This window comes from Pseudomonas sp. RW3S2 (assembly GCF_014268955.1).
In the GTDB taxonomy this organism is placed as follows: domain Bacteria; phylum Pseudomonadota; class Gammaproteobacteria; order Pseudomonadales; family Pseudomonadaceae; genus Aquipseudomonas; species Aquipseudomonas wayambapalatensis.
The window spans coordinates 21,084-42,923 of record NZ_JABWRM010000013.1 but is presented as its reverse complement, the minus strand read 5'-3'; the positions used below and the strand labels follow the sequence as shown (position 1 = coordinate 42,923).

Annotated in this window: 23 protein-coding genes, 1 tRNA gene and 2 pseudogenes; 11 read left to right on the top strand and 15 right to left on the bottom strand. The window is 59.9% G+C overall.

Annotation, left to right across the window (positions count from 1 at the left end; all coding sequences use genetic code 11):
* Position 1 precedes the first annotated feature (1 nt).
* Positions 2-718, bottom strand: coding sequence for a response regulator transcription factor (locus HU748_RS18540; protein ID WP_186711458.1), 717 nt, complete (start codon positions 716-718; stop codon positions 2-4).
* Between the two features lie 139 nt (positions 719-857).
* Here HU748_RS18540 and HU748_RS18535 point away from each other — a divergent pair, with 139 nt between their 5' ends.
* From HU748_RS18535 to HU748_RS26255, 10 genes and pseudogenes are all read left to right on the top strand, one after another.
* On the top strand, positions 858-3,155 hold the full coding sequence (locus tag HU748_RS18535; protein WP_186721396.1) for a TonB-dependent siderophore receptor: 2,298 nt from the start codon (positions 858-860) through the stop codon (positions 3,153-3,155).
* 76 nt (positions 3,156-3,231) lie between these two features.
* Positions 3,232-3,579 carry a metalloregulator ArsR/SmtB family transcription factor gene (locus HU748_RS18530; protein ID WP_186665710.1) on the top strand — a complete coding sequence of 116 codons (348 nt, stop codon included), beginning with the start codon at positions 3,232-3,234 and terminating at the stop codon, positions 3,577-3,579.
* 18 nt (positions 3,580-3,597) lie between these two features.
* Positions 3,598-4,881 carry an arsenic transporter gene (locus tag HU748_RS18525; protein WP_186721394.1) on the top strand — a complete coding sequence of 428 codons (1,284 nt, stop codon included), beginning with the start codon at positions 3,598-3,600 and terminating at the stop codon, positions 4,879-4,881.
* A 27-nt stretch (positions 4,882-4,908) separates the two neighbouring features.
* Entirely contained in the window at positions 4,909-5,379 is a 471-nt protein-coding gene (locus HU748_RS18520) for an arsenate reductase ArsC (RefSeq protein WP_186721393.1), read from the top strand.
* Between the two features lie 186 nt (positions 5,380-5,565).
* Positions 5,566-6,219 (top strand): glycosyltransferase family 25 protein, encoded by a 654-nt coding sequence (locus HU748_RS18515; RefSeq protein WP_186665716.1) that lies wholly within the window; start codon positions 5,566-5,568, stop codon positions 6,217-6,219.
* A 242-nt stretch (positions 6,220-6,461) separates the two neighbouring features.
* Positions 6,462-6,671 carry a type II toxin-antitoxin system RelB/DinJ family antitoxin gene (locus tag HU748_RS18510; protein WP_186721391.1) on the top strand — a complete coding sequence of 70 codons (210 nt, stop codon included), beginning with the start codon at positions 6,462-6,464 and terminating at the stop codon, positions 6,669-6,671.
* Positions 6,672-6,690: 19 nt separating this feature from the next.
* Positions 6,691-6,990: pseudogene (locus HU748_RS18505) on the top strand (type II toxin-antitoxin system RelE/ParE family toxin).
* A gap of 647 nt (positions 6,991-7,637) precedes the next feature.
* A complete protein-coding gene (locus HU748_RS18500; RefSeq protein WP_186721389.1) occupies positions 7,638-8,747 on the top strand; it encodes a hypothetical protein in 1,110 nt (369 codons plus the stop codon).
* The gene (locus HU748_RS18495) at positions 8,716-9,102 is read left to right on the top strand and encodes a hypothetical protein (RefSeq protein WP_186721387.1); all 387 of its coding nucleotides are present in this window, start codon (positions 8,716-8,718) and stop codon (positions 9,100-9,102) included. Before HU748_RS18500 ends, HU748_RS18495 begins: the two co-directional genes overlap by 32 nt.
* Positions 9,089-9,976, top strand: a complete 888-nt coding sequence (locus HU748_RS26255) for a hypothetical protein (RefSeq protein ID WP_189657747.1) — start codon at positions 9,089-9,091, stop codon at positions 9,974-9,976. Before HU748_RS18495 ends, HU748_RS26255 begins: the two co-directional genes overlap by 14 nt.
* A gap of 195 nt (positions 9,977-10,171) precedes the next feature.
* Here HU748_RS26255 and HU748_RS18485 read toward each other — a convergent pair whose 3' ends face one another.
* The 14 genes and pseudogenes from HU748_RS18485 to HU748_RS18425 all read right to left on the bottom strand — a co-directional run bounded on the left by HU748_RS18485 (position 10,172) and on the right by HU748_RS18425 (position 19,741).
* Entirely contained in the window at positions 10,172-10,507 is a 336-nt protein-coding gene (locus HU748_RS18485) for a GrlR family regulatory protein (protein WP_186721385.1), read from the bottom strand.
* Between the two features lie 261 nt (positions 10,508-10,768).
* Positions 10,769-11,044, bottom strand: a complete 276-nt coding sequence (locus HU748_RS26490) for a hypothetical protein (protein WP_238343406.1) — start codon at positions 11,042-11,044, stop codon at positions 10,769-10,771.
* Entirely contained in the window at positions 11,041-12,021 is a 981-nt protein-coding gene (locus HU748_RS18480) for an integrase domain-containing protein (protein ID WP_186721383.1), read from the bottom strand. The genes HU748_RS26490 and HU748_RS18480 overlap by 4 nt, the downstream gene beginning before the upstream one ends.
* Before the next feature lie 930 nt (positions 12,022-12,951).
* Positions 12,952-13,221, bottom strand: a pseudogene (locus HU748_RS18475) (integrase); the annotation flags it as partial.
* A gap of 86 nt (positions 13,222-13,307) precedes the next feature.
* Positions 13,308-13,383, bottom strand: a tRNA-Thr gene (locus HU748_RS18470).
* A 97-nt stretch (positions 13,384-13,480) separates the two neighbouring features.
* On the bottom strand, positions 13,481-13,753 hold the full coding sequence (locus tag HU748_RS18465) for a hypothetical protein (protein WP_054895536.1): 273 nt from the start codon (positions 13,751-13,753) through the stop codon (positions 13,481-13,483).
* Between the two features lie 3 nt (positions 13,754-13,756).
* Positions 13,757-14,137 carry a hypothetical protein gene (locus tag HU748_RS18460; RefSeq protein ID WP_186711746.1) on the bottom strand — a complete coding sequence of 127 codons (381 nt, stop codon included), beginning with the start codon at positions 14,135-14,137 and terminating at the stop codon, positions 13,757-13,759.
* An 18-nt stretch (positions 14,138-14,155) separates the two neighbouring features.
* Positions 14,156-14,362 carry a helix-turn-helix transcriptional regulator gene (locus HU748_RS18455; RefSeq protein ID WP_043211003.1) on the bottom strand — a complete coding sequence of 69 codons (207 nt, stop codon included), beginning with the start codon at positions 14,360-14,362 and terminating at the stop codon, positions 14,156-14,158.
* A gap of 9 nt (positions 14,363-14,371) precedes the next feature.
* Positions 14,372-14,950 (bottom strand): hypothetical protein, encoded by a 579-nt coding sequence (locus tag HU748_RS18450; RefSeq protein ID WP_186721381.1) that lies wholly within the window; start codon positions 14,948-14,950, stop codon positions 14,372-14,374.
* Positions 14,951-15,429: 479 nt separating this feature from the next.
* A complete protein-coding gene (locus HU748_RS18445) occupies positions 15,430-16,647 on the bottom strand; it encodes a methyltransferase (RefSeq protein ID WP_186721380.1) in 1,218 nt (405 codons plus the stop codon).
* A 116-nt stretch (positions 16,648-16,763) separates the two neighbouring features.
* A complete protein-coding gene (locus tag HU748_RS18440) occupies positions 16,764-17,453 on the bottom strand; it encodes an ABC transporter permease (RefSeq protein WP_186665732.1) in 690 nt (229 codons plus the stop codon).
* Positions 17,450-18,145, bottom strand: a complete 696-nt coding sequence (locus HU748_RS18435) for an ABC transporter permease (protein ID WP_186721378.1) — start codon at positions 18,143-18,145, stop codon at positions 17,450-17,452. Before HU748_RS18435 ends, HU748_RS18440 begins: the two co-directional genes overlap by 4 nt.
* 57 nt (positions 18,146-18,202) lie before the next feature.
* The gene (locus tag HU748_RS18430) at positions 18,203-18,955 is read right to left on the bottom strand and encodes an ABC transporter substrate-binding protein (protein ID WP_186665736.1); all 753 of its coding nucleotides are present in this window, start codon (positions 18,953-18,955) and stop codon (positions 18,203-18,205) included.
* Between the two features lie 12 nt (positions 18,956-18,967).
* Complete coding sequence (locus tag HU748_RS18425; protein WP_054895291.1) at positions 18,968-19,741, bottom strand: ABC transporter ATP-binding protein; 774 nt, start codon at positions 19,739-19,741, stop codon at positions 18,968-18,970.
* Positions 19,742-20,384: 643 nt separating this feature from the next.
* On the opposite strand from HU748_RS18425, the gene gabP reads away from it, so the two are divergent.
* Positions 20,385-21,773: a GABA permease gene (gabP, locus tag HU748_RS18420; RefSeq protein ID WP_054895290.1), complete on the top strand. Its 1,389-nt coding sequence runs from the start codon at positions 20,385-20,387 to the stop codon at positions 21,771-21,773.
* The last annotated feature ends 67 nt before the right edge of the window (positions 21,774-21,840 follow it).

The window sequence follows — 21,840 nt, the reverse complement described above, 5'->3', positions numbered from 1 at the left end:
TTCAGGCGCCTGGCTCGCAGGCGATGCTGAGCAGGTAGCCTTCGTTGCGAATGGTGAGGATCTGCGCGCTGCCATTGGCGGCGCGGCGCAGGTGCTGGCGCAGGCGGCTGATGCACATGTCCACCGAGCGGTCGTCGGGCAGGTGGTCGCGGCCAAAGGCGCTGCGCGTCAGGTGATCGCGCGATACCACGCGGTTGTTGGCCTCGAGCAGCTCGCGCAGCACGCGGTAATCGGAGCGGGGCAGGGTGAGGGCCTGGCCGTCGGGATGAGTGAGCAGGCGCTTGATATGGTCGAGGCTGAACCCTGCGAACTGCTGCGCCTGGCTGGCGGGCTCTTCGCTCGGCGTGTCGAGGCGCTGCGGGCGGCGCAGGACGGCCTTGATGCGGGCAATGAGTTCACGGGGTTCGAAGGGCTTGGACAGGTAGTCGTCGGCGCCCACTTCCAGGCCGATGATGCGATCCAGCGTGCTGCCCTTGGCCGACAGCATGATCACCGCCAGGCCCGGCTGCGCCTGCAACTGGCGGCACAGGCTCAGGCCATCCTCGCCGGGCAGCATGAGGTCGAGCACCACCAGCTCGACCTTGTGTCGTGCCAGCTGCTGGCGCATCTGTTCGCCATCGGCGGCAGCCAGCACCTGATAGCCGGCATCGGTAAGGTAATCGCAGAGAAGTTCGCGGATCTCGTCGTCATCGTCGACGACCAGCAAGGTCGTGCTCATTGCGGGGGACACCTGTCGGGGGCGCCCATGCAGCGCCCGTTACGTTCCATTACATCCCCGTACAAGCCGGGCATGGAGCCCAGAGGGCACATCCCTAGAATCGTAGCAAAAACCATCTGCGAATACGAAGCCTTCCCAAATGAAACCTCAGAGCATCCCCGGCGCCCGCGCCCGCTTCACCCGCGGCGGCAGCCGCCTCTCACCGCTTGCCTTGTGTATCGCCTTCAGTCTGTCTGCAGGTGCCTTTGCGGCTGATCCCCAGCCCCTGGAGCTGGGCGCCACCAACATCGAAGACAGCGCGCTGCCCAGTGCCGACGACGCCGGCCAGCTCGGCTATACCGTCGAGAGCACGCGCAGCGCCACCGGCCTGAACCTGACCCCGCGCCAGACCCCGCAGTCGGTGACCAGCATCACCCGCCAGCAGATGGACGACCGCGATGTGCACAGCATCGAGCAGGCGCTCGACACTGCACCAGGGATCAGCATGAGCAAGATGGAAGTCGGCGGGCGTACCGATTTTCGTGCCCGTGGCTATTCGATCAGCAACTGGAAGATCGATGGCCTGCAGTTCCCCGGCGGCTCTGACTTCAGCGGCAGCGGCAACGCGCTGAACCTGGACCTGTACGAGCGCATCGACATCGTGCGTGGCGCCAACGGCCTGCTCGGCGGCACCGGCGACCCGTCGGCAACGGTCAACCTGATCCGCAAGGCACCGACCCGCACCTTCGGCGGCAGCGCATACGCCACCTACGGCAGCTGGGACAAACGCCGCCTGGGCGCCGACCTCAACCTGCCGCTCTCCGAAGACGGCCGCCTGCGCTCGCGCTTCGTGGTCACCCAGCAGGACGCCAACTCGTTCCGTGACAATCAGTCCGAGCGCGCTCGCGCAGCGCTGGCCAACTTCGAGTTCGACCTGGACGACGCCACCACCCTCGGTGCCGGTTACCAGTACGAATACAACAAGGTGGTCGGTGGCGGCTGGGGCGCCAACATCCCGATCTGGTATGGCGACGGCAGCAAGACCGACCTGCCGCGCAGCACCAACGTGGTGCCCAGCTGGAGCTTCGGCGAGTACATCACCCGCACCACCTTCGGCTCGCTGCAGCACCACTTCGACAACGACTGGACCCTGGACCTGAAAGGTTCGCAGAGCACCAGTGATGCCCTCAACCACCGCGGTCTGGCCAAGGTCAACTCGTCCGGGCGCGGTGTCTATGGCGGCTACTGGGATCAGGATGGCAGCGGTGCGGTGCTCAACGGCCTGCACAGCTCCAGCGACACCACCCAGCAATCGGCGCAGATCGACCTGTCTGGCCCGTTCCAGATGTTCGGCCGCACCCACCAGGCGATGGTCGGCTACAACGACAGCCGCACTGTGGCCTGGTCGCCGGAATACACCTGCACCATGGTCAGCGCCAACAGCGTCAGCGCCCCGGCCCTGGGCTGCCAGTTCCGCGCCAACAACGGCCTGCCGCTGAGCAACTGGCTCAATGGCGTGGACAGTGACTACGACATGCTCGCCTCGCGGACTGGCCGTCACAGCAAGACCACTACCCGCCTGCAAGGCATGTACGCGGCCACTCGCCTGAGCATCACCGACCCGCTGTCGGTGATCCTCGGTGTGCGCAGCACCGACTACTCGGCCACCACCCGCAACGTCAGCGGCGTGCGCAGCAACCAGCAGAACAACGGCATCGTCACCCCTTACCTGGGCGCGGTGTATGACCTCAACGACACCTACTCGGTGTACGCCAGCTACACCGACATCTTCAACCCGCAGACTGAAGAGACCGCCAGCGGCACCAAGGTCGAGCCGATCCGCGGCCAGAGCTACGAGACTGGCATCAAGGCCGCCTGGTTCGACGGCCGCCTGAACGCATCCGCCGCGTACTTCCGCACCAAGCAGGAGAACAAGGCCGTTACCGACGGCGACCTGCTGACCCCGACCGGCGCCACCGCCTACAAGGCAGGTTCCGGCCAGGAAACCGACGGTATCGACCTGGAACTCGCAGGCGCCCTGACCGAGAACTGGAACGTCTATGCCGGCTACACCTACCTGCACTTCCGCCGCCTCGACAGCGACGGGCGCAGCGATCCGTCGCACCTGTTCAAGGCCTCGACCACCTACCGGTTGTCCGGCCCGCTCGACCGCCTGACCCTCGGCACCGGCGTCACCGCGCAGACCAACATCCGCGCGCTTTCCACCCCTGCCGGCCAGCCGACCAACGGTGTCAGCCGTAGCTCAAGCGACGTCAACTGGTCGGGATATGCGATCTGGAATGCCATGGCCAAGTACCAGCTGACCGACGACACCAGCGTCAGCCTCAACGCCAACAACCTGTTCGACAAGCACTACTACACCCGCTACGGCTTCTACGCCGGAGCGATCTATGGCGATCCGCGCAACCTGTCGCTGACGGTCAGCACGGCGTTCTGAAGAAACACCCGCACCTGTTGCAATGAACATATGGAAATCCGTATATTCGGATTTCCATATATTCAGGTGTCCCCTCATGATCACCCCCACCCAGGTCTTCAAGTCCCTCGCCGACGAGACCCGCGTCCGCGCCACCTTGCTGATCGCCCGTCTTGGCGAACTGTGTGTGTGCGAACTGATGTGCGCCCTCGACGACAGCCAGCCGAAAATCAGCCGCCACCTCGCCCAGTTGCGCAGCGCCGGCCTGTTGCTGGACCGCCGCCAGGGGCAGTGGGTGTACTACCGCCTCAACCCTGAACTGCCCGCCTGGGTCGGCGAGCTGTTGCAGGTCACCGCCCAGGCCAATGGCGCCTGGCTCCAGGACAACATCGCCCGCCTGCAGCACATGGACGATCGCCCCGTCCGTGCCGCTGCCTGCTGCTGAGTGAACGAGGCCCTGCCGATGCTGATCGCCGCCTGCGTCTTCGTCTTCACCCTCATCCTGGTCATCTGGCAGCCCAAGGGGCTCGGTGTCGGCTGGAGCGCCAGTTTCGGCGCGCTGCTGGCGCTGCTGTTCGGCGCGGTGTCGTTGCACGACATTCCCGCCGTCTGGGCGATCATCTGGAATGCCACGGCCACCTTCATCGCCATCATCATCGTCAGCCTGCTGCTCGATGAGGCCGGCTTCTTCGAGTGGTCCGCCCTGCACGTGGCGCGCTGGGCACGCGGCGACGGACGCCGCCTGTTCGCCTTCATCGTGCTGCTCGGCGCGGCGGTGTCGGCACTGTTCGCCAACGACGGCGCCGCGCTGATCCTCACCCCCATCGTCATGTCGATGTTGCTGGCGCTGCGCTTCTCGCCCGGCGCGACCCTGGCCTTCGTCATGGCCGCAGGCTTCATCGCCGACACCGCCAGCCTGCCGCTGGTGGTGTCGAACCTGGTGAACATCGTCTCGGCCGACTATTTCGGGCTGGGCTTCGGCACCTACGCCTCGGTGATGCTGCCGGTCAACCTGGCGGCGGTGGCCGCCACCCTGCTGTTGCTGTTCCTGTACTTCCGGCGCGACATCCCGGCGCGCTATGCCCTGGATGACCTCAAGGCCCCGGCCCTGGCCATCCGCGACCGCGCGACCTTCCGCGTCGGCTGGGTGGTGCTGCTGGCGCTGCTGGTGGGCCTGTTCGTGCTCGAACCGCTGGGCATCCCGGTCAGCGCCGTGGCCGCCGCCTGCGCCGCCGTGCTGTTCGCCGTTGCCGCCCGCGGCCACGTGATCTCCACCCGCCGCGTGCTGCGCGAAGCGCCCTGGCAGATCGTGGTGTTCTCGCTGGGCATGTACCTGGTGGTGTACGGCCTGCGCAACGCTGGCATGACCGACGCCCTGGCCGGCGTGCTCGACCGCCTCGCAGCCCACGGCCTGTGGGCCGCCACCCTCGGCACCGGCCTGATTGCGGCGTTGCTGTCGTCGGTGATGAACAACATGCCCAGCGTGCTGGTCGGCGCCCTGTCGATCCAGGCCAGCGGCGCCGAAGGCCTGGTGCGCGACGCGATGATCTACGCCAACGTCATCGGCTGCGACCTCGGCCCGAAGATCACCCCCATCGGCAGCCTCGCCACCTTGCTCTGGCTGCACGTGCTGGCCCGCAAAGGCATGCGCATCACCTGGGGGTACTACTTCAAGGTCGGCATCCTGCTGACCCTGCCGGTGCTGCTGATCACCCTTTCCGCCCTGGCACTGCGCCTGGGCCTTTGACAACCGCCACGCGGCGGGGAGCGAGCGATGCGAATCCTGTTCATGTGCACTGCCAACAGCTGTCGCAGCATTCTGTGCGAAGCCCTGTTCAACCACCTCGCCCCGCAAGGCTACCAAGCCATCAGCGCCGGCAGCTTCCCACGAGGCCAGGTGCTGCCGCGCAGCCTGCAGACCCTGCAGCAAGCCGGCATCGCCATCGACGGCCTGAGCAGCAAGGGCAACGAAGCCTTCGAAGGCAATCCACCAGACATCGTCATCACCGTCTGCGACAAGGCCGCTGGTGAAGCGTGCCCCGTGTACTTCGGCCCCGCGCTCAAGGCCCACTGGGGGTTGGAAGACCCTTCCGAAGTGGTGGGTGACGACGCCGCGGTCGACGCCGCGTTCCGGGCGACCCTCGCGCATATTCAACGGCGTTTCGAGGCGTTCTTCGCGCTGCATCCGGATACCCTCGACCGCGACCAGCTCAAGCGCGAGCTGGACCGCATCGGCACGCTCTGAGGAGGCCCCATGTCAAACACCCTGGCCAACCTCGACCTGTCGCTGTTCGACGACCTGCGCGGACAGCCACCGGATGCGCCCAGGTAGACAACGCAAACATGGCTTTGTGATACCAGATTCTCCCGATATTATTGCCGCTCTATTCAGCACCACCATATGACAGGCATTAGTTAAAGGGATTGATTGGTGGGCAGGATTCATTTCGATGTTGACGCCGTCTATTGCATCTCGCTCGATGCACGGAGTGACAGGCGTGAGTTGTTCAGGAAGAGCATTGGCAAGGTGCTCGACAACCAAGTGATATTTCATGTCGTGCAGAAGCACGGCGACCCCAAGCGCGGCTGCTACGAGTCTCACCAGCAACTCGCCCAGCGCGCGCTCGAGGAGGGCCTGGAGCGGATTCTGATTTTCGAAGATGACGTGATGCCCTACGAGCTGAAAGCCTCGCGGATCGCCTGGGTAAACCGCTTCATGCGTCGCCATCGATTCGAGGCCTTGCACCTCGGCTACAGCATGGGCCGAACCTGGTTGACCTGGTTCCCGTTCATTGCACGGGGCCGCGTGGTGGCCCTTCATGCATACGTGCTTTCACGCAAAGGCTGCGCCATCCTGGCCCAGACGCCGTACGACGGCACGCCCGTGGACGTGATGTTCAAGCGACGGATCCGGCAACATTGTGTGTTCCCGATGATGTTCCGCCAGCATGCTGCTGCTGTCACGGGTAGCGACCTTGAGGACGTGGTGAAGAACGAAGACGACTGGTGGGAGCGTAACTGGCGCAAGCACTGGCGTTCTCCGTTGAAGAACTTCTGGCGCACTGTGCTGCGTCTGGATTTCTGACCGGAGGGGGATGGGATCCATGCCGTTGGCGAGCCGCTGTTTGATCTCGAAGCGCTTGCGGCGTGCCGTCCCATCCCGACCACCGGATAGCTGCCAAGGGCGGTCAGGCCTTCGCGGCCGAAGAGCTTGTACTCGCGCTCTCTGGGCTTTGTCCTCCGTCGGCTTGTGCTCCTAAGCCACTTGTCTGGTGCCCGGAATTACGTCACTGTAAAGACCATTGTCATTACAGTGAGCAAGCCACCATGGCCTCCATCAACGTTCGTATCGACGACGATCTCAAAATCCGAGCCTATCGTGAGCTTGAGCGGTTGGGTGTTACGCCCTCCGAGCTTATGCGCCAAGCATTGCAGTACGTCGCCGAGCGCGGGCAGTTGCCTTTTAAACCTGTCCTCATGACCGATGAGGATGAGGCGCTGCTAGCGACCGTTCGCGAGCGCCTTGCTGACCCTTAGCGAGTGAATGTTTCTCTGGATGACCTATAGCCTTGAGTTCGACGCGCGAGCGCTAAAGGAATGGCAAAAGCTGGGGGATACGGTCCGGCAGCAACTCAAGAAAAACTCGTCTCGGTTTTACTGAATCCCAGGATCGAAGCGAACCGGCTGTATAGCTTGCCAGACTGCTACAAGGTCAAGCTGCGCAGCAGCGGCTACCGATTGGTCTACCAGGTGATCGATCAGGAAGGTTGTTGTTTTTGTGGTAGCTGTGGATAAGCGCGAGCGAAATCAGGCTTATCGCAAGGCGGCAGAGCGAGTGGTAGGTAAAACGTCATAACGAAGAAATTGCCAAAGGGCGGGTTGTGGTGGCCTTGGAGGTATTCGTTGGTATGCAGCGGGTCTAGATGTGGCACCAGGAGTCGAAAGTCCGCATAACAAACTGATTTATAAGCATTAAATGATAAAAAATCTCATGTTCTATCTCTAAAACTATCCTCTGCAACTCCCCCGATCGTCCGCATACGCAAATAAAGCCAACCAGGCCCCACGCCATTGATGCACGGCTCTCCGACTATTTTGAGCTTCAGCAGGCGACCCAAGGATACACTTGGTGGAGGGCTGCTATCGAAGGCACTAAATTGGCGAGGACACCTGTCGCTGTCCAAGCGCTGCGCTGAACAGCGCTCGTTGGGGCTGTAGCTCTGCACCGCCGTAAGCTCTATGGTCTCCATAAAATTTCGCGAAATCGCAGTTCCACCGCCGCGCTTGGTGGCCTTACAACAGAGCTCCCCGCTCGCATAATCGTAAAAGGGGCCGGCTTCGTACTCGGCCTGACGTTGGGACAGCTGCTCGCAGCGCGATTCTTGACCCGCCAGGCAACGCGCCAGATTTTTTGTGCGGATAGATTGTGTTTATTTGTGTTAACGACCAAAATCCGCCGGCAGGGAAGCGGCAAGGTACGTAAGCCTGGCGGGTAGCCTTTAGGTGACTCATGCCATCTCTGTCGAACACATTCGGCCGACATATCGCGGTCGCCATGAAGTTTTTCAGATTTGGAGTGAGCTCGTGCTTAGCGCTGTGGAACAAGAACAAGCAAAGGTGGTTTTTGGGTTGATCAGAGAGGCCAGCAGCCTTGAGGTTGTCCGAGATTTCCTGCGCAAACATGATGTCCCAATCTCCGCAGCCAATTGGGACGAGCTGTACGCAAAAAGAATTTTGCCAGCTCTCGAATCGAAGAAAATCGCTCTTGACGACTTGTCGGTGCTCCTTCGTCAGGTAGAAGAGTATGGCAAACAGCACATCTTCCTTTTCAGATGTGACCCAGCCGATGCTGTGAAGATTTTGGCGCGAAAGCGAATTGAAGGAATAGCCAACGAATTGAAACAATTCGGGCTTCTGTCGATTCCGCTTCATTTAGAAATGCCGGACTCACCTGAGGTTGTGGATCTACGTCTTGACGATGCGCCGAATGGTTCCGGTCCACTCTCATTGACAATAAAGGTATGCGAAACACGCGAAAGCAGCAAACTAGTTGATGATAATCTAGATGCGAACAAGAATCAGCGCGTAAAAGTTTACCAAATCACGAAAAAACGAGCGATCAGCATTGCCCACTTGGATCGCAGTGGCTTGCTTCAGATACGAATTGCGTCCCGAGATAACTCTACGAAGTATCACGAGCAAGTTTCGGCTATGATCGCGACAATCCTTAAGTATGTTCCGATTGGATTATTCGAACAGGTTTCGCTGAGCAAAGCAAAAGATACAATGTACTACAAGCAGGAAGACTTTGCCGGAATAATTAGATATACGACCACGACGGCGATGAATGATTACGGGGTTTCTATGAATCTCGCTGCGCCGAATTTGTCAAAGGGTCTTTCCGAGGATGATGGCTCATCTGCTGCGATGAAAGGCTTCATGGACAAAAAAGGTTTTGTGACGGGATCTAATATTTGGTTTATAATGCCAAGTGATGCAAGCCGTCAGATACATGTGCTTTTGAGTGGCGAGTTGAACGAGTTTGCAGTCACAGGAACTTGCACGCCAGGGGAATATTCTTATGTTATCGAAAAGATTCTCTCCCTTAATTGAAGAAAATCCGCAAATCGCAGATGCTCTCATTAGGGTGGCAGAGCACTTTGACGACATTGAGAAAGCCGATGGTGCACGAGTGTATGATGTGACCATTAATATCAATAGGTTGTTCGACATCTCTCAGGCCGGTAGCTCAGCTCGCTTCGCGAAAGTGACGACGTCTTTAGTCAAGTCGGGCATAATGGTTCGTCGCCTCGTAGTTAAATCTCCAATGGGGCCAGTTATCTTAGAGGTCGATAGCTGGTATGAATGTCCTGATGTGATATTTGACCCGTTGAGAGGGATTGAAATGGAAGTCAGTGACGACGATCTTGAAACTATGTTCAGTGTGGCTAAAGATGAATTCCACTGATGTAGTTAAACTTGTCGAGACTCTTTGGTCGTCAACCAATGCTAGGCAAAGAAAAGAGGTGTTTGGCCTAATACGAGCTACCACTATACCGGAGGAGCATCGAGAGTTATTTGATGCATTAGTGGATAACAAGCGCAGTGGTATAAGGGATAGCTCAGAGTCAAGAATTCTAGTATTGATTCATGGGATTCGGACTGATGGCGCATGGCAGCGAGAGGTCCAGCGCGAATTCCATGGTATACAAAATTTTCAAGTTCACGACTTGGGTTATGATGTAGTCACTGGTCTTCAACTGGCCAGTCCTTTTCGCTCTGGGCCTGTAAACAAAATCGTGCGGGACATTCGAAGGCTTAAGGAAGAAGAACCTTTAGCCCGTATATCGGTAATTGCGCACAGTTTCGGAACTTATGTGGTAAGTAGAATACTTGAGGATCACCCGGACATAAGTTTTGAAAAGATTGTGTTGTGTGGGTGTCTGATTAAGCGCCAATATCCTTGGGATAGAAACGCCCGGGCAATGCGAAAAAGCACAATACTGAATGACGTAGGTGTTCGAGATATATGGCCGCTGATAGCGAGTTGCACCACTTGGGGCTACGGTAGTACAGGTCGAGTTGGTTTTAAAAATGCGATGGTCACAGATCGATATTTTGACTACTCACATAGCGAGTTTTTTGAACATGACGGGCAACATATAAAAAAATATTGGCGTCCGTTTTTTGAAAGTGATGAGATTGTACCATCTGGGTGGGAGCAACTTCCAAATCGAGCAAAAACAGGTTTTCTGACATTGTTTGCGGCGCATCAGAAAACCGGCTTAGCAGCGATAATTTGCCTTGTTGTCGCAGCAGTTTTAATGTGGTGGCTTTTATAGGCAGTCTTTTATAGCTAGTCTGTTTAGTTAATATTGACTTAAAGTTATTTTCTGCAGCCGTGCTGGATATGTTTTAGCACCTAGCAATCTTAATGTAAGACCCCGCTAGCCAGCGGGGTCTTTTCAGTCTTCGGTCCTTGCTCATGCGTAGGTTCTGCGAGCATGCTTTGGTACCTTAGACAGGCTCACCCAGGTTCACACCACAGGCTGTATTTTTCGACCACGCAGTTGTAAGGTTAGTTGCGGAACTCCTTCTACCGCCCCGCGAAGCTCGATGGTTCCACCTTCGTAATCAACCATGCCTGTGGCCAGTAGTGTGTAATTGTCGATGCCTACGACATTCACATTACCTTCACGGTACTTCCGAACAGTGAATCGCGACTCGAAATTGCCAGACTCGGTTGGGACTTCCCCTTGGTAGAGGTAATGAGGATCGCCTCCGTTCACTGCGCCGTCCTTCACAACCACGAGCCCGTCACCGAAATCGCCTGTGCTCGCGCGAAATTCCACATGAAAAATCCCACTAGTCATATCTAACAACCTCAATTGATTGGAAACTTAAGCGTAGTTGACCGCAAGGAGAGTGCAGGATTAATGCTGTAACTTTTTGTGTGGAATTAACTATTGTTCGTCAAATCAATGGCGTCAAAGCTCTCAAAAATCCCTGTGCGCACCTCAATCGCCTTGCACAGAAGACAAATACGAACATTGCTCTTGGGAAATTTCCACCCTTCGCCACCTCCAGCTTTGGGTTGATTGCTGTCGGTCGTGGCTATCAGGAAAATTCGCCCTTCAGATATTGAAAACCCAAGACTTTTTTAGACGTTGGGCGAGCAGTCGAAGGGTAAGGAGATAGAAATAGCGAGTTGCCTCCTTACGCCCGGCGAGATAATGCTCAAGAAACCAAACCAAGTGCTTTCGCTTCCAGGCCCATGGTGTCTCTCGCTGCCAGCGCTTTGCAATTTCATTCTGGATGGTTCTCGCCTGCCGCAAATGGCGTTGCCGTGTTGCGTACGACCCGCTTAGCACGCCAGCCAAGAACAACTCCATATCTAACGGCTTGCTCATGTCCGTCCCCCAATGTAGGCCGCAACCACATCGATCCGACCGTGCCCCAGTTCATAGCTGATTTGTTTCCGGGCCTCACGATCAAGTCTCCTATCTACTAGGTAACATTGGCCGCCGTTGATAGGTGCGTGGTACTGGGTGATTTGCTCGTAGCGCCCACATGCATAGGCCGCTCGTAACTCATGGAAGCCTTTAAGGTTGTGTGCATGCAGGATGTCCCGCGCAGGGCGAATGATTTCTTGCAGAAGACCTAGGTAGCTTTCGTGTGAGGCAATCAAGTTGCGGCTACCAGCCGGCGACACCTGCCGCGCAAACCCAAGCGCATCACTAATCTGGTCATCCATGGTAATCCAACGTGGCGCTGAGGCGCCGGCGCGGCCGCCTTTGGTGCCATCCTGAATGTTAATTTTGCCTAGGTCGTTAGCCTCACGGCTTAGCCGTGGTAGATCAGCCAAGATAGCCTCGCGCAAACGCATGCCGGTGGCTCGCGCCAACAAAACAATCGCGGCGGCTCGTAGCTGATGTTGGCTGCAAAGCGCATCAACGATCTGCTTAACCTGTTCGCGGTCTTGGCCCTGCGGCAACGACTGTCGAACACCGGTGCGCTGCATGCCCAACGCCTTGCTCGGGCTGGGCAATTTCACGTACTGATCACCGCGAAGCGCCGCCATGGTTCTGTTAACGCTGGATATCCGGTTTTGTGCAGTGCTGACGGCGAGGCCTCCACGCCGAACCAGGTCACGCAGATACGCCGCATAGTCGGCCAACACTTTTCGATCAATGTGCCGCGCATCATTGATACCGGGCCCCTGTTCGGAGCGGCACCACTTCACGAATGCCTGCCACCGATCACTGTGCGCTTTGACCGTGCCGTAGTGGCCACCGCCGAACATGTCTTTCAGTGCCTGAGGTCCTGCGTAACTCAATTGCCTGCCGTAGCCGAAATTACGACCATCACGTCTACCTACCAATGCCATGTCGATCACCTCATCTGCCGTTCTCCGATCCTCGCCCCACGTCATCCCGCCAAGAATGCTGAGTGTTATCAGGGATCAAGGCCCATGCGGCCTGTGGGGATGTCCTCTAACGCGGGACTGGCGGCTCCGTACGACCGGAAGCAAGGGCATCTCATGATCTGGCCTCCTGAGCACCGTTACCGGTGGGCGGGTGGAGGCTGCATTGGCTGACGAGACCAGTGCCGCGAGATCCTGAGCCATGTGCAACCAGCAATGCGATGACCGGGGCATGCCTGACTGTCAGTCAGGTGCAGTCCATTCCTTGGTCTGCGGCACCATCATCTACATGGCTGTTGCTGGTGACATCGGCGTTTGTCACGCCGATTGTCACGAGGGGGATTGCCGCAAAGCTATATGCGATCAGGGCTGCAGCAGTGGTAGAAGTGCCCGTCTCTTTCCAGAAGAAAGAGACGGGCACAGGTTGGCGCAGGATTCGGCCAAGCGGATAGGTTGCTGCAGGGCAGCGAGGTACGGAGTATCTGGCGCACGAGCGCTATGTGTGTAAGAGCATCCATCACATGGGTAGTGACCGGGCGAGCTGCCGGATGCTAATCGCCCTTGGGGAGAACCACCGTCAAAGCGGAGTGACCTTTAAGGTTCGGGTCACCTGGGGTGCTGTCATCGACAGCGCTTGCAACTCACTGTCTACGCCTGTGGACAATATTCGTCAAGCAAAGCGATTTCAGGGATTTAGCGCCTGTGGATAAAACTATCCCCCGGTGGACATCTGTGGTTTTCCACAGACGTACGCTGTGCCAGCGGTTTTTTTTCTTAGGTATGGTCCATTCAAACGGGGCGGCTTTGCAGCCCCGTTTGAATGGACCCGCGCGGAGGAGCTTCATGCGGTGCTGTGGGTAACTTCACAGCGAGTTGAGGTGGTGGTGCGGCGGGTTACTCGGTCCTCTTGGCACTGCGAAGGCGCGTGACGTTCTCGCCCGTCTGCTTGGCAAACTCATGCGGCGTCATATGGTCCTCGCGGTTCGCCTCTAGAAACCGACTCCACCAGGTCATGATCATCCGGCGCTCTTCGAGGAACTCGGCCTTGTGGGTATAGGCTGCGCGCACGTTGTTGCGCTCCTTGTGGCTCATCTGCCGCTCGATAGCCGTCTCCGACCACAACCCGGACTCGACCAGCGCGCTGCACACCATGGCTCGGAACCCGCTAAACGCCAAAACGAAAAAACCCGCCAGAAGGCGGGTTTTTCGGGGGTTCCAGAGATTTTGAAAGCTTTCTATGGAACCTTGAATGGTGCCGGCACCAGGAATCGAACCCGGGACCTACTGATTACAAGTCAGTTGCTCTACCATCTGAGCTATACCGGCATAGGCGCGTCATTATAGCGATCGGTTGGCTGCTGTAAACCACTTCCTTGCATTCAACGCGAAATCGCCTAAGTCACCGCCCCAAAAGGAGAAAATCCTACCAGCCGCGGTGGATGGTGTTGACGCTCGGTTCAGGCTCTGCGGGATTGAAAAACAGCTTGTGGTTGTCGCAACCGCGCTTGCGGCAGCGGTCGTCCACTCGCAGGGGCAGGCCGCGGTCGCCGCCGAGCTGCATGCCGGGGGTTTCCCAGTCCAGGTTCGAGGTTCTTGGGGTGTAGCTGCTGCTACTGCTGGAGCAGCCGCTCAGGGCCAGGCCAAGGGCCAGAAGGGTGAAAGGCGTGGTGTATTTCACGTGTCGAAATCCGTTCATCTATCAATCTGGGTTGCGAATGCGCTGGATGGTGCCACCGCAGGCCATGTAGCAGCTGTCGTATTCGCGGCCGCAACTGTAGCTGGATGAGCTGCCGAATGGGTAGCTCGGCTGGTAGCAGTTGTGACGCGCTTCCTTCTTGCTCTTGCCGGTCTTGCAGTACTGGTAGGCACGCATTTCGGCCTGGTACAGGGCGCGCTGGCTGTTTTGTTCCAGACGCTCCAGTTGCTGGCAATGCCTGCGCTCGCTCGAGCAGCTGTTGATGCAGTTCATGCCATGCGCGCTGGGCGGTGGCGAATACCTATACGTGTAACTCGGGCCGCAGCCGCTGATCAGCCAGGTGGCCAGCAGTACGGCGAGTAAACCTTTGTGGGGCAAATACATGGGTGTTGCAGTCCTTGATCATTCCTCGCTGAACTCCAGCAGGTCGCCGGGTTGGCAGTTCAGCGCGCGACACAGCTTCTCGAGGGTTTCGATCTTGAAACCCTTGATCTTGCCGTTCTTCAGCAGCGACAGGTTCGCTTCCGTTATGCCGATGATTTCCGCCAGGTCTTTGGAACGGATCTTGTTCCGGGCCATGACGACGTCGAGGCGGATGATTATCGGCATAAGGGCTGGCTAGACATAACAGTTGTGTTCATCGCTGATGGTCTTGGCGTCACGCATGAGCAGCGAGAAGGCGCAGAGCAGAATGCCTTTCATGATCTCGTAGACAGCCTCGGATGATACACCGATCGACACGCTGAAGCTCCTTTCGCCAGCAGGCAGGTCGATGGCCAGTGCCAGGCCCTCGAAAGTGCCGATCAGCGACCAGAGCAGCGGCGAGCCGATGCACAGCAGGCCGACCCACCAGAGCAGGCGGATGTTGGGCAGGGTCCAGGTCTGGCCCTTGGACAGGCGCATGAAGAAGATGCCGGTCAGTAGCAGGGCGAATGCCGAAATGGCGGTGGGAATCAGGTCGAGGAAGAACACCAGGCCGATCGCCAGGTGAGACGGTTGGTAGCCTTCGGCCAGGAGCAGCGGCATCTGGTCGCCGTAGGCCTGCAGGTAGGCGGAAACCATGGTGGGGTAGTCGAGCAGCCAGAGCATCGGCGTGCCGCCGAACTCGACGGCAGCGGTGGTCCAGGCCAGAAGGGCGGCCAGCGCGCCGATGGTGCGCAATCGGGAGCGCGCATAGGCGACGGATCTACTGTTCATGGGGTGCCTCCGTACAGTGATGAACGGGGTGAATTATTCTTGATAAATTATCGTAATACAATAATTTATTTTACTGTAATAGCTTTTGCGACGCTTTGCCGCAGTGGGAACTTGAACCAGGTGTGGGAGCGGGTTTACCCGCGAAGAAGACACCGCGCTGCCTGGCACGGGCTACGCCCGTGTTCGCGGGACAAGCCCGCTCCCACAGGGGATTGGGCAGGCCTTTAGATTCTGAACAAAAGGAGTTGCTACCAGGGGCTTGCGTCGGATCTGGGATTTGGCTTATGCACAAGCGGCATGCAGGTGCTGCGCGAGAGGCATGCCGAAGCGCTGCGCCGTTGGTCTTTGCGCAAAAGCCTGTTTTTGCTGGTTTTCGCGTATGCATTGGAATAAGTGGACGGGCTGAAATAGCCAGTGGATCGCTCAATCCGTGAATTTCATCACAAGCTTGTTCACAGAGTTATCCACAGGTTTTCCGGTTATTCCCGCTCCCCCAGCAGCAGCAGGTTGCGCGGAGTCAGTGGATAGCTGCAGAACTCGCCCAGGCGCACGTTGTAACCCTGTTCCTGAAGGAACAGCGCACGATCGAGCACCAGCCACAACTCCAGCGGTCGACGGAACAGGTTGCGCAGCAGTTCGAGGTTGCGCACTTCGGCCAGGCGTTGCCAGCCGGCGGCTTCCAGCGCTGCCCAGTCGGGGTGGCCGTTCAGCGGCACCTGGCGCAGGGCTGCGAGGTCGCGGCAGTAGTCTTCGAAGGATTTGTCCAGCCAGGCGGTTGGCAGCGATGGGGTCGGCAAGTAGTCGTCGCAGTGGCGCTGCTCGCGCTGCAGCAGGTCGAAGCCCAGGCGACGGGCCATCGAGGTGTCGCGCAGGCGGCGCGCGCGGGCGCCGGAGGTGACGGTTTCGCTCAGTGGCAGGCCGAGGTCGGTGATGCTCAGTTGCAATGTCGAGGCCTGCGCGGTGCTCGACAGTGCCTGGTAATGCTCGCGCTGGGTGCGGTTGTAGCAGCAGGGTGCGATGGCGATCTGTCGGCAGCCTTGCGCGCTGGCCAGTTGCAGCAGGCGCACGTGCAGGTCGCCGCAGGCGTGCAGGGCGACCACGCTGTGATCGCGGGTCAGGTGGCGAACGCTGTCAGCGGCCATCACATCCTGGTGCAGGTGGTGCGCGGGCAGGTGGTGGTGGTCACTCAGGGCCTGGCCGGCTGCGACGAGCTCGGCGTCGTATTCGAGGCAGGTCAATTGCTGGCCGGGCTGCAGCAGTCGGCGGCCCAGGTGTCCTTTGCCCGAACACCAGTCCAGCCAGTGGGTCGTGGGCTGCTTGAAGCTCAGGCGGCTGCCGAAGGCTTCGATCTGCTGCCACTTGCGGCCGGGCACGTTGACCGCCAGGCGATGACCCGCTGTGTGCAGGTCGGCCAGGGGCAGTTCGGCGACGCGGGATAGCTGCCGGGCCTGGTCCGCGAGTTGCGGGAAGGGCGCGGGGGCGGGCAGTCGTTCAGGGTGCTGTGCGGCGGCTTCGGCTTGCTCCAGGGTGCGCGTGCGCAGCCATTGGGCGAGCTCGGGATGGCGGGATTCCCATTCCAGGTGCAGGGCGGTGAAGGGGCGGGGTTTCCAGAGGGGTTGGTGCTGGCGCAGGAACTGGTCCAGGGCCTGGAAGCGCGCGTTCAGCTGGTCGGGGGGGAGGAATGGGGTCGAGGGCATGGCGGGTGGTCGGTGGGGCGGCCTTCGCGGGCAAGCCCGCTCCTGCAACAACCCCCCAAGCATGTGGGTAGCTGTGGCAGCGGACTTGCCCGCGAAAAGGTCAGCGCGGGTTCAGATCACCGCCCCTGGCAGGCGTCGACGCGCAACCAGCGCTCGAGCAGCTTGAAACCCTGCACCAGGACGAACGAAATCAACAGGTAGAACACGCCCGCCGCAAAGAAGATCTCCACCGGCAGGTAGGTGCGGGCGATGATCGTGCGCGCCATGCCGGTCAGTTCCAGCAGCGTCACGGTACTGGCCAGGGCGCTGGCCTTGAGCATCAGGATCACTTCGTTGCTGTACGCCGGCAGGCCGATGCGCGCGGCGCGCGGCAGCATGATGTAGAACAGTGCCTTGCCGCGCGACATGCCCAGCGCGCGCGCCGCCTCGATCTCGCCCTTGGGGATCGCCTGCAGCGCACCGCGCAGGATCTCGGCAATGTAGGCGGCGGTGTGCAGAGTCATGGTCAGCACCGTGCACCAGAACGGATCGCGCAGGTAGGGCCACAGCGAGCTGCTGCGCACCAGGTCGAACTGCGCCAGGCCGTAGTACACCAGGAACAACTGCACCAGCAGCGGTGTGCCGCGGAAGAAGAAGATGTAGCCGTAGGGCAGGGCGCGCACGTACCAGTGGCGCGAGGAACGGGCGATGCCCAGCGGGATTGCCAGGATCAGCCCGGCAACGACCGCGATGGCCACCAGCTCCAGGGTCAGGGTCGCGCCCTGGGCCAGGCGTGGCAGCCACTTGATGATGACTTCCCAGTTCATTGCGCGGCCCTCATGAAGCCGCGAGCGGCGCGTTTTTCAAGGAAATGCATGCCGGCCATGGCGACGATGGTCAGGCACAGGTAGATGCAGGCGGCGACGGCATAGAAGGTGAACGGCTCCTTGGTCACGGTCACGCCGATCTGGGCGTGGCGCATGATTTCTTCGAGGCCGATCACCGACACCAGCGCAGTGTCCTTCATCAGGATCATGAACAGGTTGCCCAGGCCCGGCAGGGCCACGCGCCACATCTGCGGCAGGATGATCCGCGACAGGATGCGCCCCTTCGACAGCCCCAGTGCCAGGCCCGCTTCACGGTGGCCCTTGGGGATCGCCAGGATCGCGCCGCGGAACACTTCCGTGGCGTAGGCGCCGAAGCACAGGCCCAGGGCGATCACGCCCGCGGCGAAGGCGCTGAGCTCCAGGCCGGGTATGTTCAGGGCATCGCCGAGGCTGCTCATCAGCCCGACGGTGCCGAAATAGATCAGCAGGACCCACAGCAGCTCGGGCACGCCGCGAACCAGGGTCGAGTAGGTGCCGCCAAGCCATTGCAGCGGCTTGATCGGCGAAGTCTTGGCCAGTGCGCCGAGCAGTCCAAGGACCAGCCCCAGCAGCAAGGCACAGAGCGCCAGTTTTACGGTCATCAGGGTGCCAGCCAACATGGCCGGACCGAATCCGTGCAGGTCGATATTCATGGGCAGGGTGCGTTCAAGGGACCGGCACCGCGCAGCGGCGGTGCCAGTCGGGGCGTATCAGTAGATGCTGAACGGGAAGTACTTGTCGTTGATCTTCTTGTACGTGCCGTCGGCGATGATTTCCTTCAGAGCAGCGTTCAGCTTCTCACGCAGCGGATCGCCTTTACGCACGGCGATACCGATCTTGTCGCTCTCTTCCACCGGGTCGCCCTTGAACTCGTAGTTCTGGCCGTCCTTGCTCTTGAGCCACTCGTACTGCACGTACTTGTCGGCCAGGATGCCGTCGATGCGGCCGGCGATCAGGTCCAGGTAGGCGTTTTCCTGGGTATCGTAGAGCTTCACATCGACATCGCTGCCGTAGTGGTCTTCCAGCCAGGTGCCGGCCAGGGTGGCGCGCTGGGTGCCGATGGTCTTGCCCTTGAGCGAAGCCTTGTCGGTCTTGAAGTCAGCGTTTTTCGGCGCGATGAACTGCAGCTTGTTGGAGTAGTAGGGCTCGGTGAAGTCCACGGCCTGCTTGCGCTCGTCGGTGATCGACAGCGACGACACCAGGAAGTCGAACTTCTTGGCGTTCAGGGCGGGGATGATGCCGTCCCAGTCGGAGGTCACGACCGAGCACTCGACTTTCATCTTGGCGCACAGGGCGTCGCCGATGTCCTTGTCGAAGCCGACCACGTTACCGCTGGCATCCTTGTTGTTGAACGGCGGGTAGGCCGCCTCGATACCCATGCGCAGTTTTTCCGCGGCCAGGGCGTTGGCCGACATCACCAGCGTGGCGGCAGCGGCCAGGAGGAATTTCTTGTAGGTCTGCATGTGTTGCTCCGTTTAGCGGTGGCTGGACATGAATTGCTTGCAACGCGCCGAGGTCGGGTTTTCGAAGACCTGTTGCGGCGATCCTTGCTCTTCCACGAGGCCCTGGTGCAGGAAGACCACTTCACTGGACACCTGGCGGGCAAAGTTCATCTCGTGCGTTACCAGCAGCATGGTACGGCCTTCGTCGGCCAGTGCGCGGATAACGTTAAGCACTTCCTGGACCATTTCCGGATCGAGCGCCGAAGTCGGCTCGTCGAACAGGATAACCTTGGGCTTCATGGCCAGGGTGCGGGCGATGGCGGCGCGCTGCTGCTGGCCACCGGAAAGTTGGGCGGGATAGCTGTGACGCTTGTCGTGGATGCCGACCTTGTTCAGCAGCGCCTCTGCCGCTTCGATGGCCTCGGCCTTGCTCTGGCCGAGCACGCGGCGTGGCGCCTCGATGATGTTGTCGAGGATCGACATGTGCGGCCACAGGTTGAAATTCTGGAAGACGAAGCCGATTTCGCTGCGCAGACGGTTGATCTGGCGGTTGTCGGCGGCGATCAGGTCGCCGGTCTTGGTGGGCTTGAGCTTGAGCGCTTCGCCGGCGACGAGGATTTCACCCTGGTGCGGGTTCTCGAGCAGGTTGATGCAGCGCAGCAGGGTGGACTTGCCGGAACCGGACGAACCGAGGATCGAGATCACGTCACCGTCGCGCGCGGTCAGCGAAATGCCCTTGAGAATTTCCTGATCGCCGTAGCGTTTGTGCAGATTGCGGATTTCCAGCGCGGGCGTGGCCTGGGCCATGTGCGGTCCTCATGTGTTCGGGTGCGTTCCCAGCTGTTGGCGGCCTTCCTGGCGAGCGCAACGCTAGCATAGCGGCGTAATGGCGGCCAACCGGGTCGCAGCGGGCTCGGGTCGTTGACAGGACAGTTTGTCGCATCGCTGCAGTGCAACGTCGCGCGGATGTCCGCAACACGGTGCGCTTGGCGCCGGAGCCTTGATGAAAAAAGGCGCGATGGTGCCAGTTTTGGGCGGGGGAGGGAAGGAGTTTTGGTTTTGTTCACTAGTGCGCCCCCGCCCCAATCGTAGGAGCGGGCTTGCCCGCGAAGGCCACACCACCGACTCAAGGTTGCACGCCGAGGTTGCACCTTTTGTGCCCCTGATCGGTGCAAGGGTGTTACCAAGGACTACCTTTAGTGCATTTGTAAGTGGGTATTTCAGTAATGCACACTTGGCCCGCAGGCCTGGATGTGCATTCGGTCAAACCCTGGCCGAATGCCCGCAAGGCCCCGCCATTCGGGACTGAGGCAATATTCAGACGAATGATTTTCCGCGCTGGCGCACTTATTGCCAGCTGGAAAGCGCCGATTGCCAAGGCGTCTAAATCAACCCCTGGCGCGCTTCGTTATCAGCAATCGGGTGGTCCACTCCTTACAAAGGTAGTTTTATGAGCGGTAAGCACAATTCCAATGACCTCGCTCAGGGGCTCAAACAACGGCATGTCACCATGCTGTCCATTGCTGGCGTCATCGGCGCCGGTCTGTTCGTCGGCTCCGGCCACGCCATTGCCGCAGCCGGCCCGGCGGTCCTGCTCGCCTATGCCGCTGCCGGTACTCTCGTGGTGCTGGTGATGCGCATGCTCGGCGAGATGGCCGTCGCCTCGCCAGACACCGGTTCGTTCTCGACCTACGCCGACCGCGCCATCGGGCGCTGGGCCGGCTTCACCATCGGCTGGCTGTACTGGTGGTTCTGGGTGCTGGTGATCCCGCTGGAGGCCAACGCCGCTGCAGCGATCCTGCATGCCTGGTTCCCGGCCGTCGACCTGTGGGCGTTCTCGCTGGTCATCACCCTGGCGCTGACCATCACCAACCTGTTCAGCGTGAAGAACTACGGCGAGTTCGAGTTCTGGTTCGCCCTGCTCAAGGTGCTGGCGATCATCGCCTTCATCGTCGTCGGCTGCGCGGCCATGTTCGGCATGGTGCCGGGCAGCCAGGTCAGCGGTGTCAGCCACCTGTTCGATACCCAGGGCTTCATGCCCAATGGCCTCGGTGCAGTGCTGGCGGCCATGCTGACCACCATGTTCTCGTTCATGGGCACCGAAATCGTCACCATCGCGGCCGCCGAGTCCAAGGACCCGGGCAAGCAGATCAGCCGTGCGACCAACTCGGTGATCTGGCGTATCTGCCTGTTCTACCTGGTGTCGATCTTCCTGGTCGTGGCCATGGTGCCGTGGAACGATCCGACCCTCGCGGAAAAAGGCTCCTACCAGACCGTCCTGAGCCTGATCGGTGTGCCCAATGCCAAGCTGATCGTCGACATCGTCGTGCTGATCGCCGTGACCAGCTGCCTGAACTCGGCGCTGTACACCTCTTCGCGCATGCTGTTCTCCCTGAGCAAGCGTGGCGACGCACCGGCCGTGGCCCAGCGCACCACCAAGGCGGGCACCCCGCACTGGGCGGTCATGCTGTCGACCGCTGCGGCCTTCCTCTGCGTGTTCGCCAACTTCGTCGCGCCGGCCCAGGTGTTCGAGTTCCTGCTGGCCAGCTCCGGCGCCATTGCGCTGCTGGTGTACCTGGTGATCGCCGTTTCCCAGCTGCGCATGCGTGCCCAGCGTGAAGCGCGCGGCGAGAAGATCTCGTTCAAGATGTGGCTGTTCCCGGGGCTGACCTGGGCGACCATTGCCTTCATCGTGGCTGTGCTGGTGGTGATGGCGCTGCGTGAAGATCACCGGATCGAGATCATCGCGACGGCCTTGCTGAGCATCGCCGTGGTCGCGGCGGGCCTTTTGCTGCACCGCAAGCGCGGTGCTGCCGGGCAGGTGGCGCTGGATAACTGATCCGCATCGCGCAAATGAAAAGGCCGCGTCCTGTGAGGGGCGCGGCCTTTTTCATGGGCGGCGAATC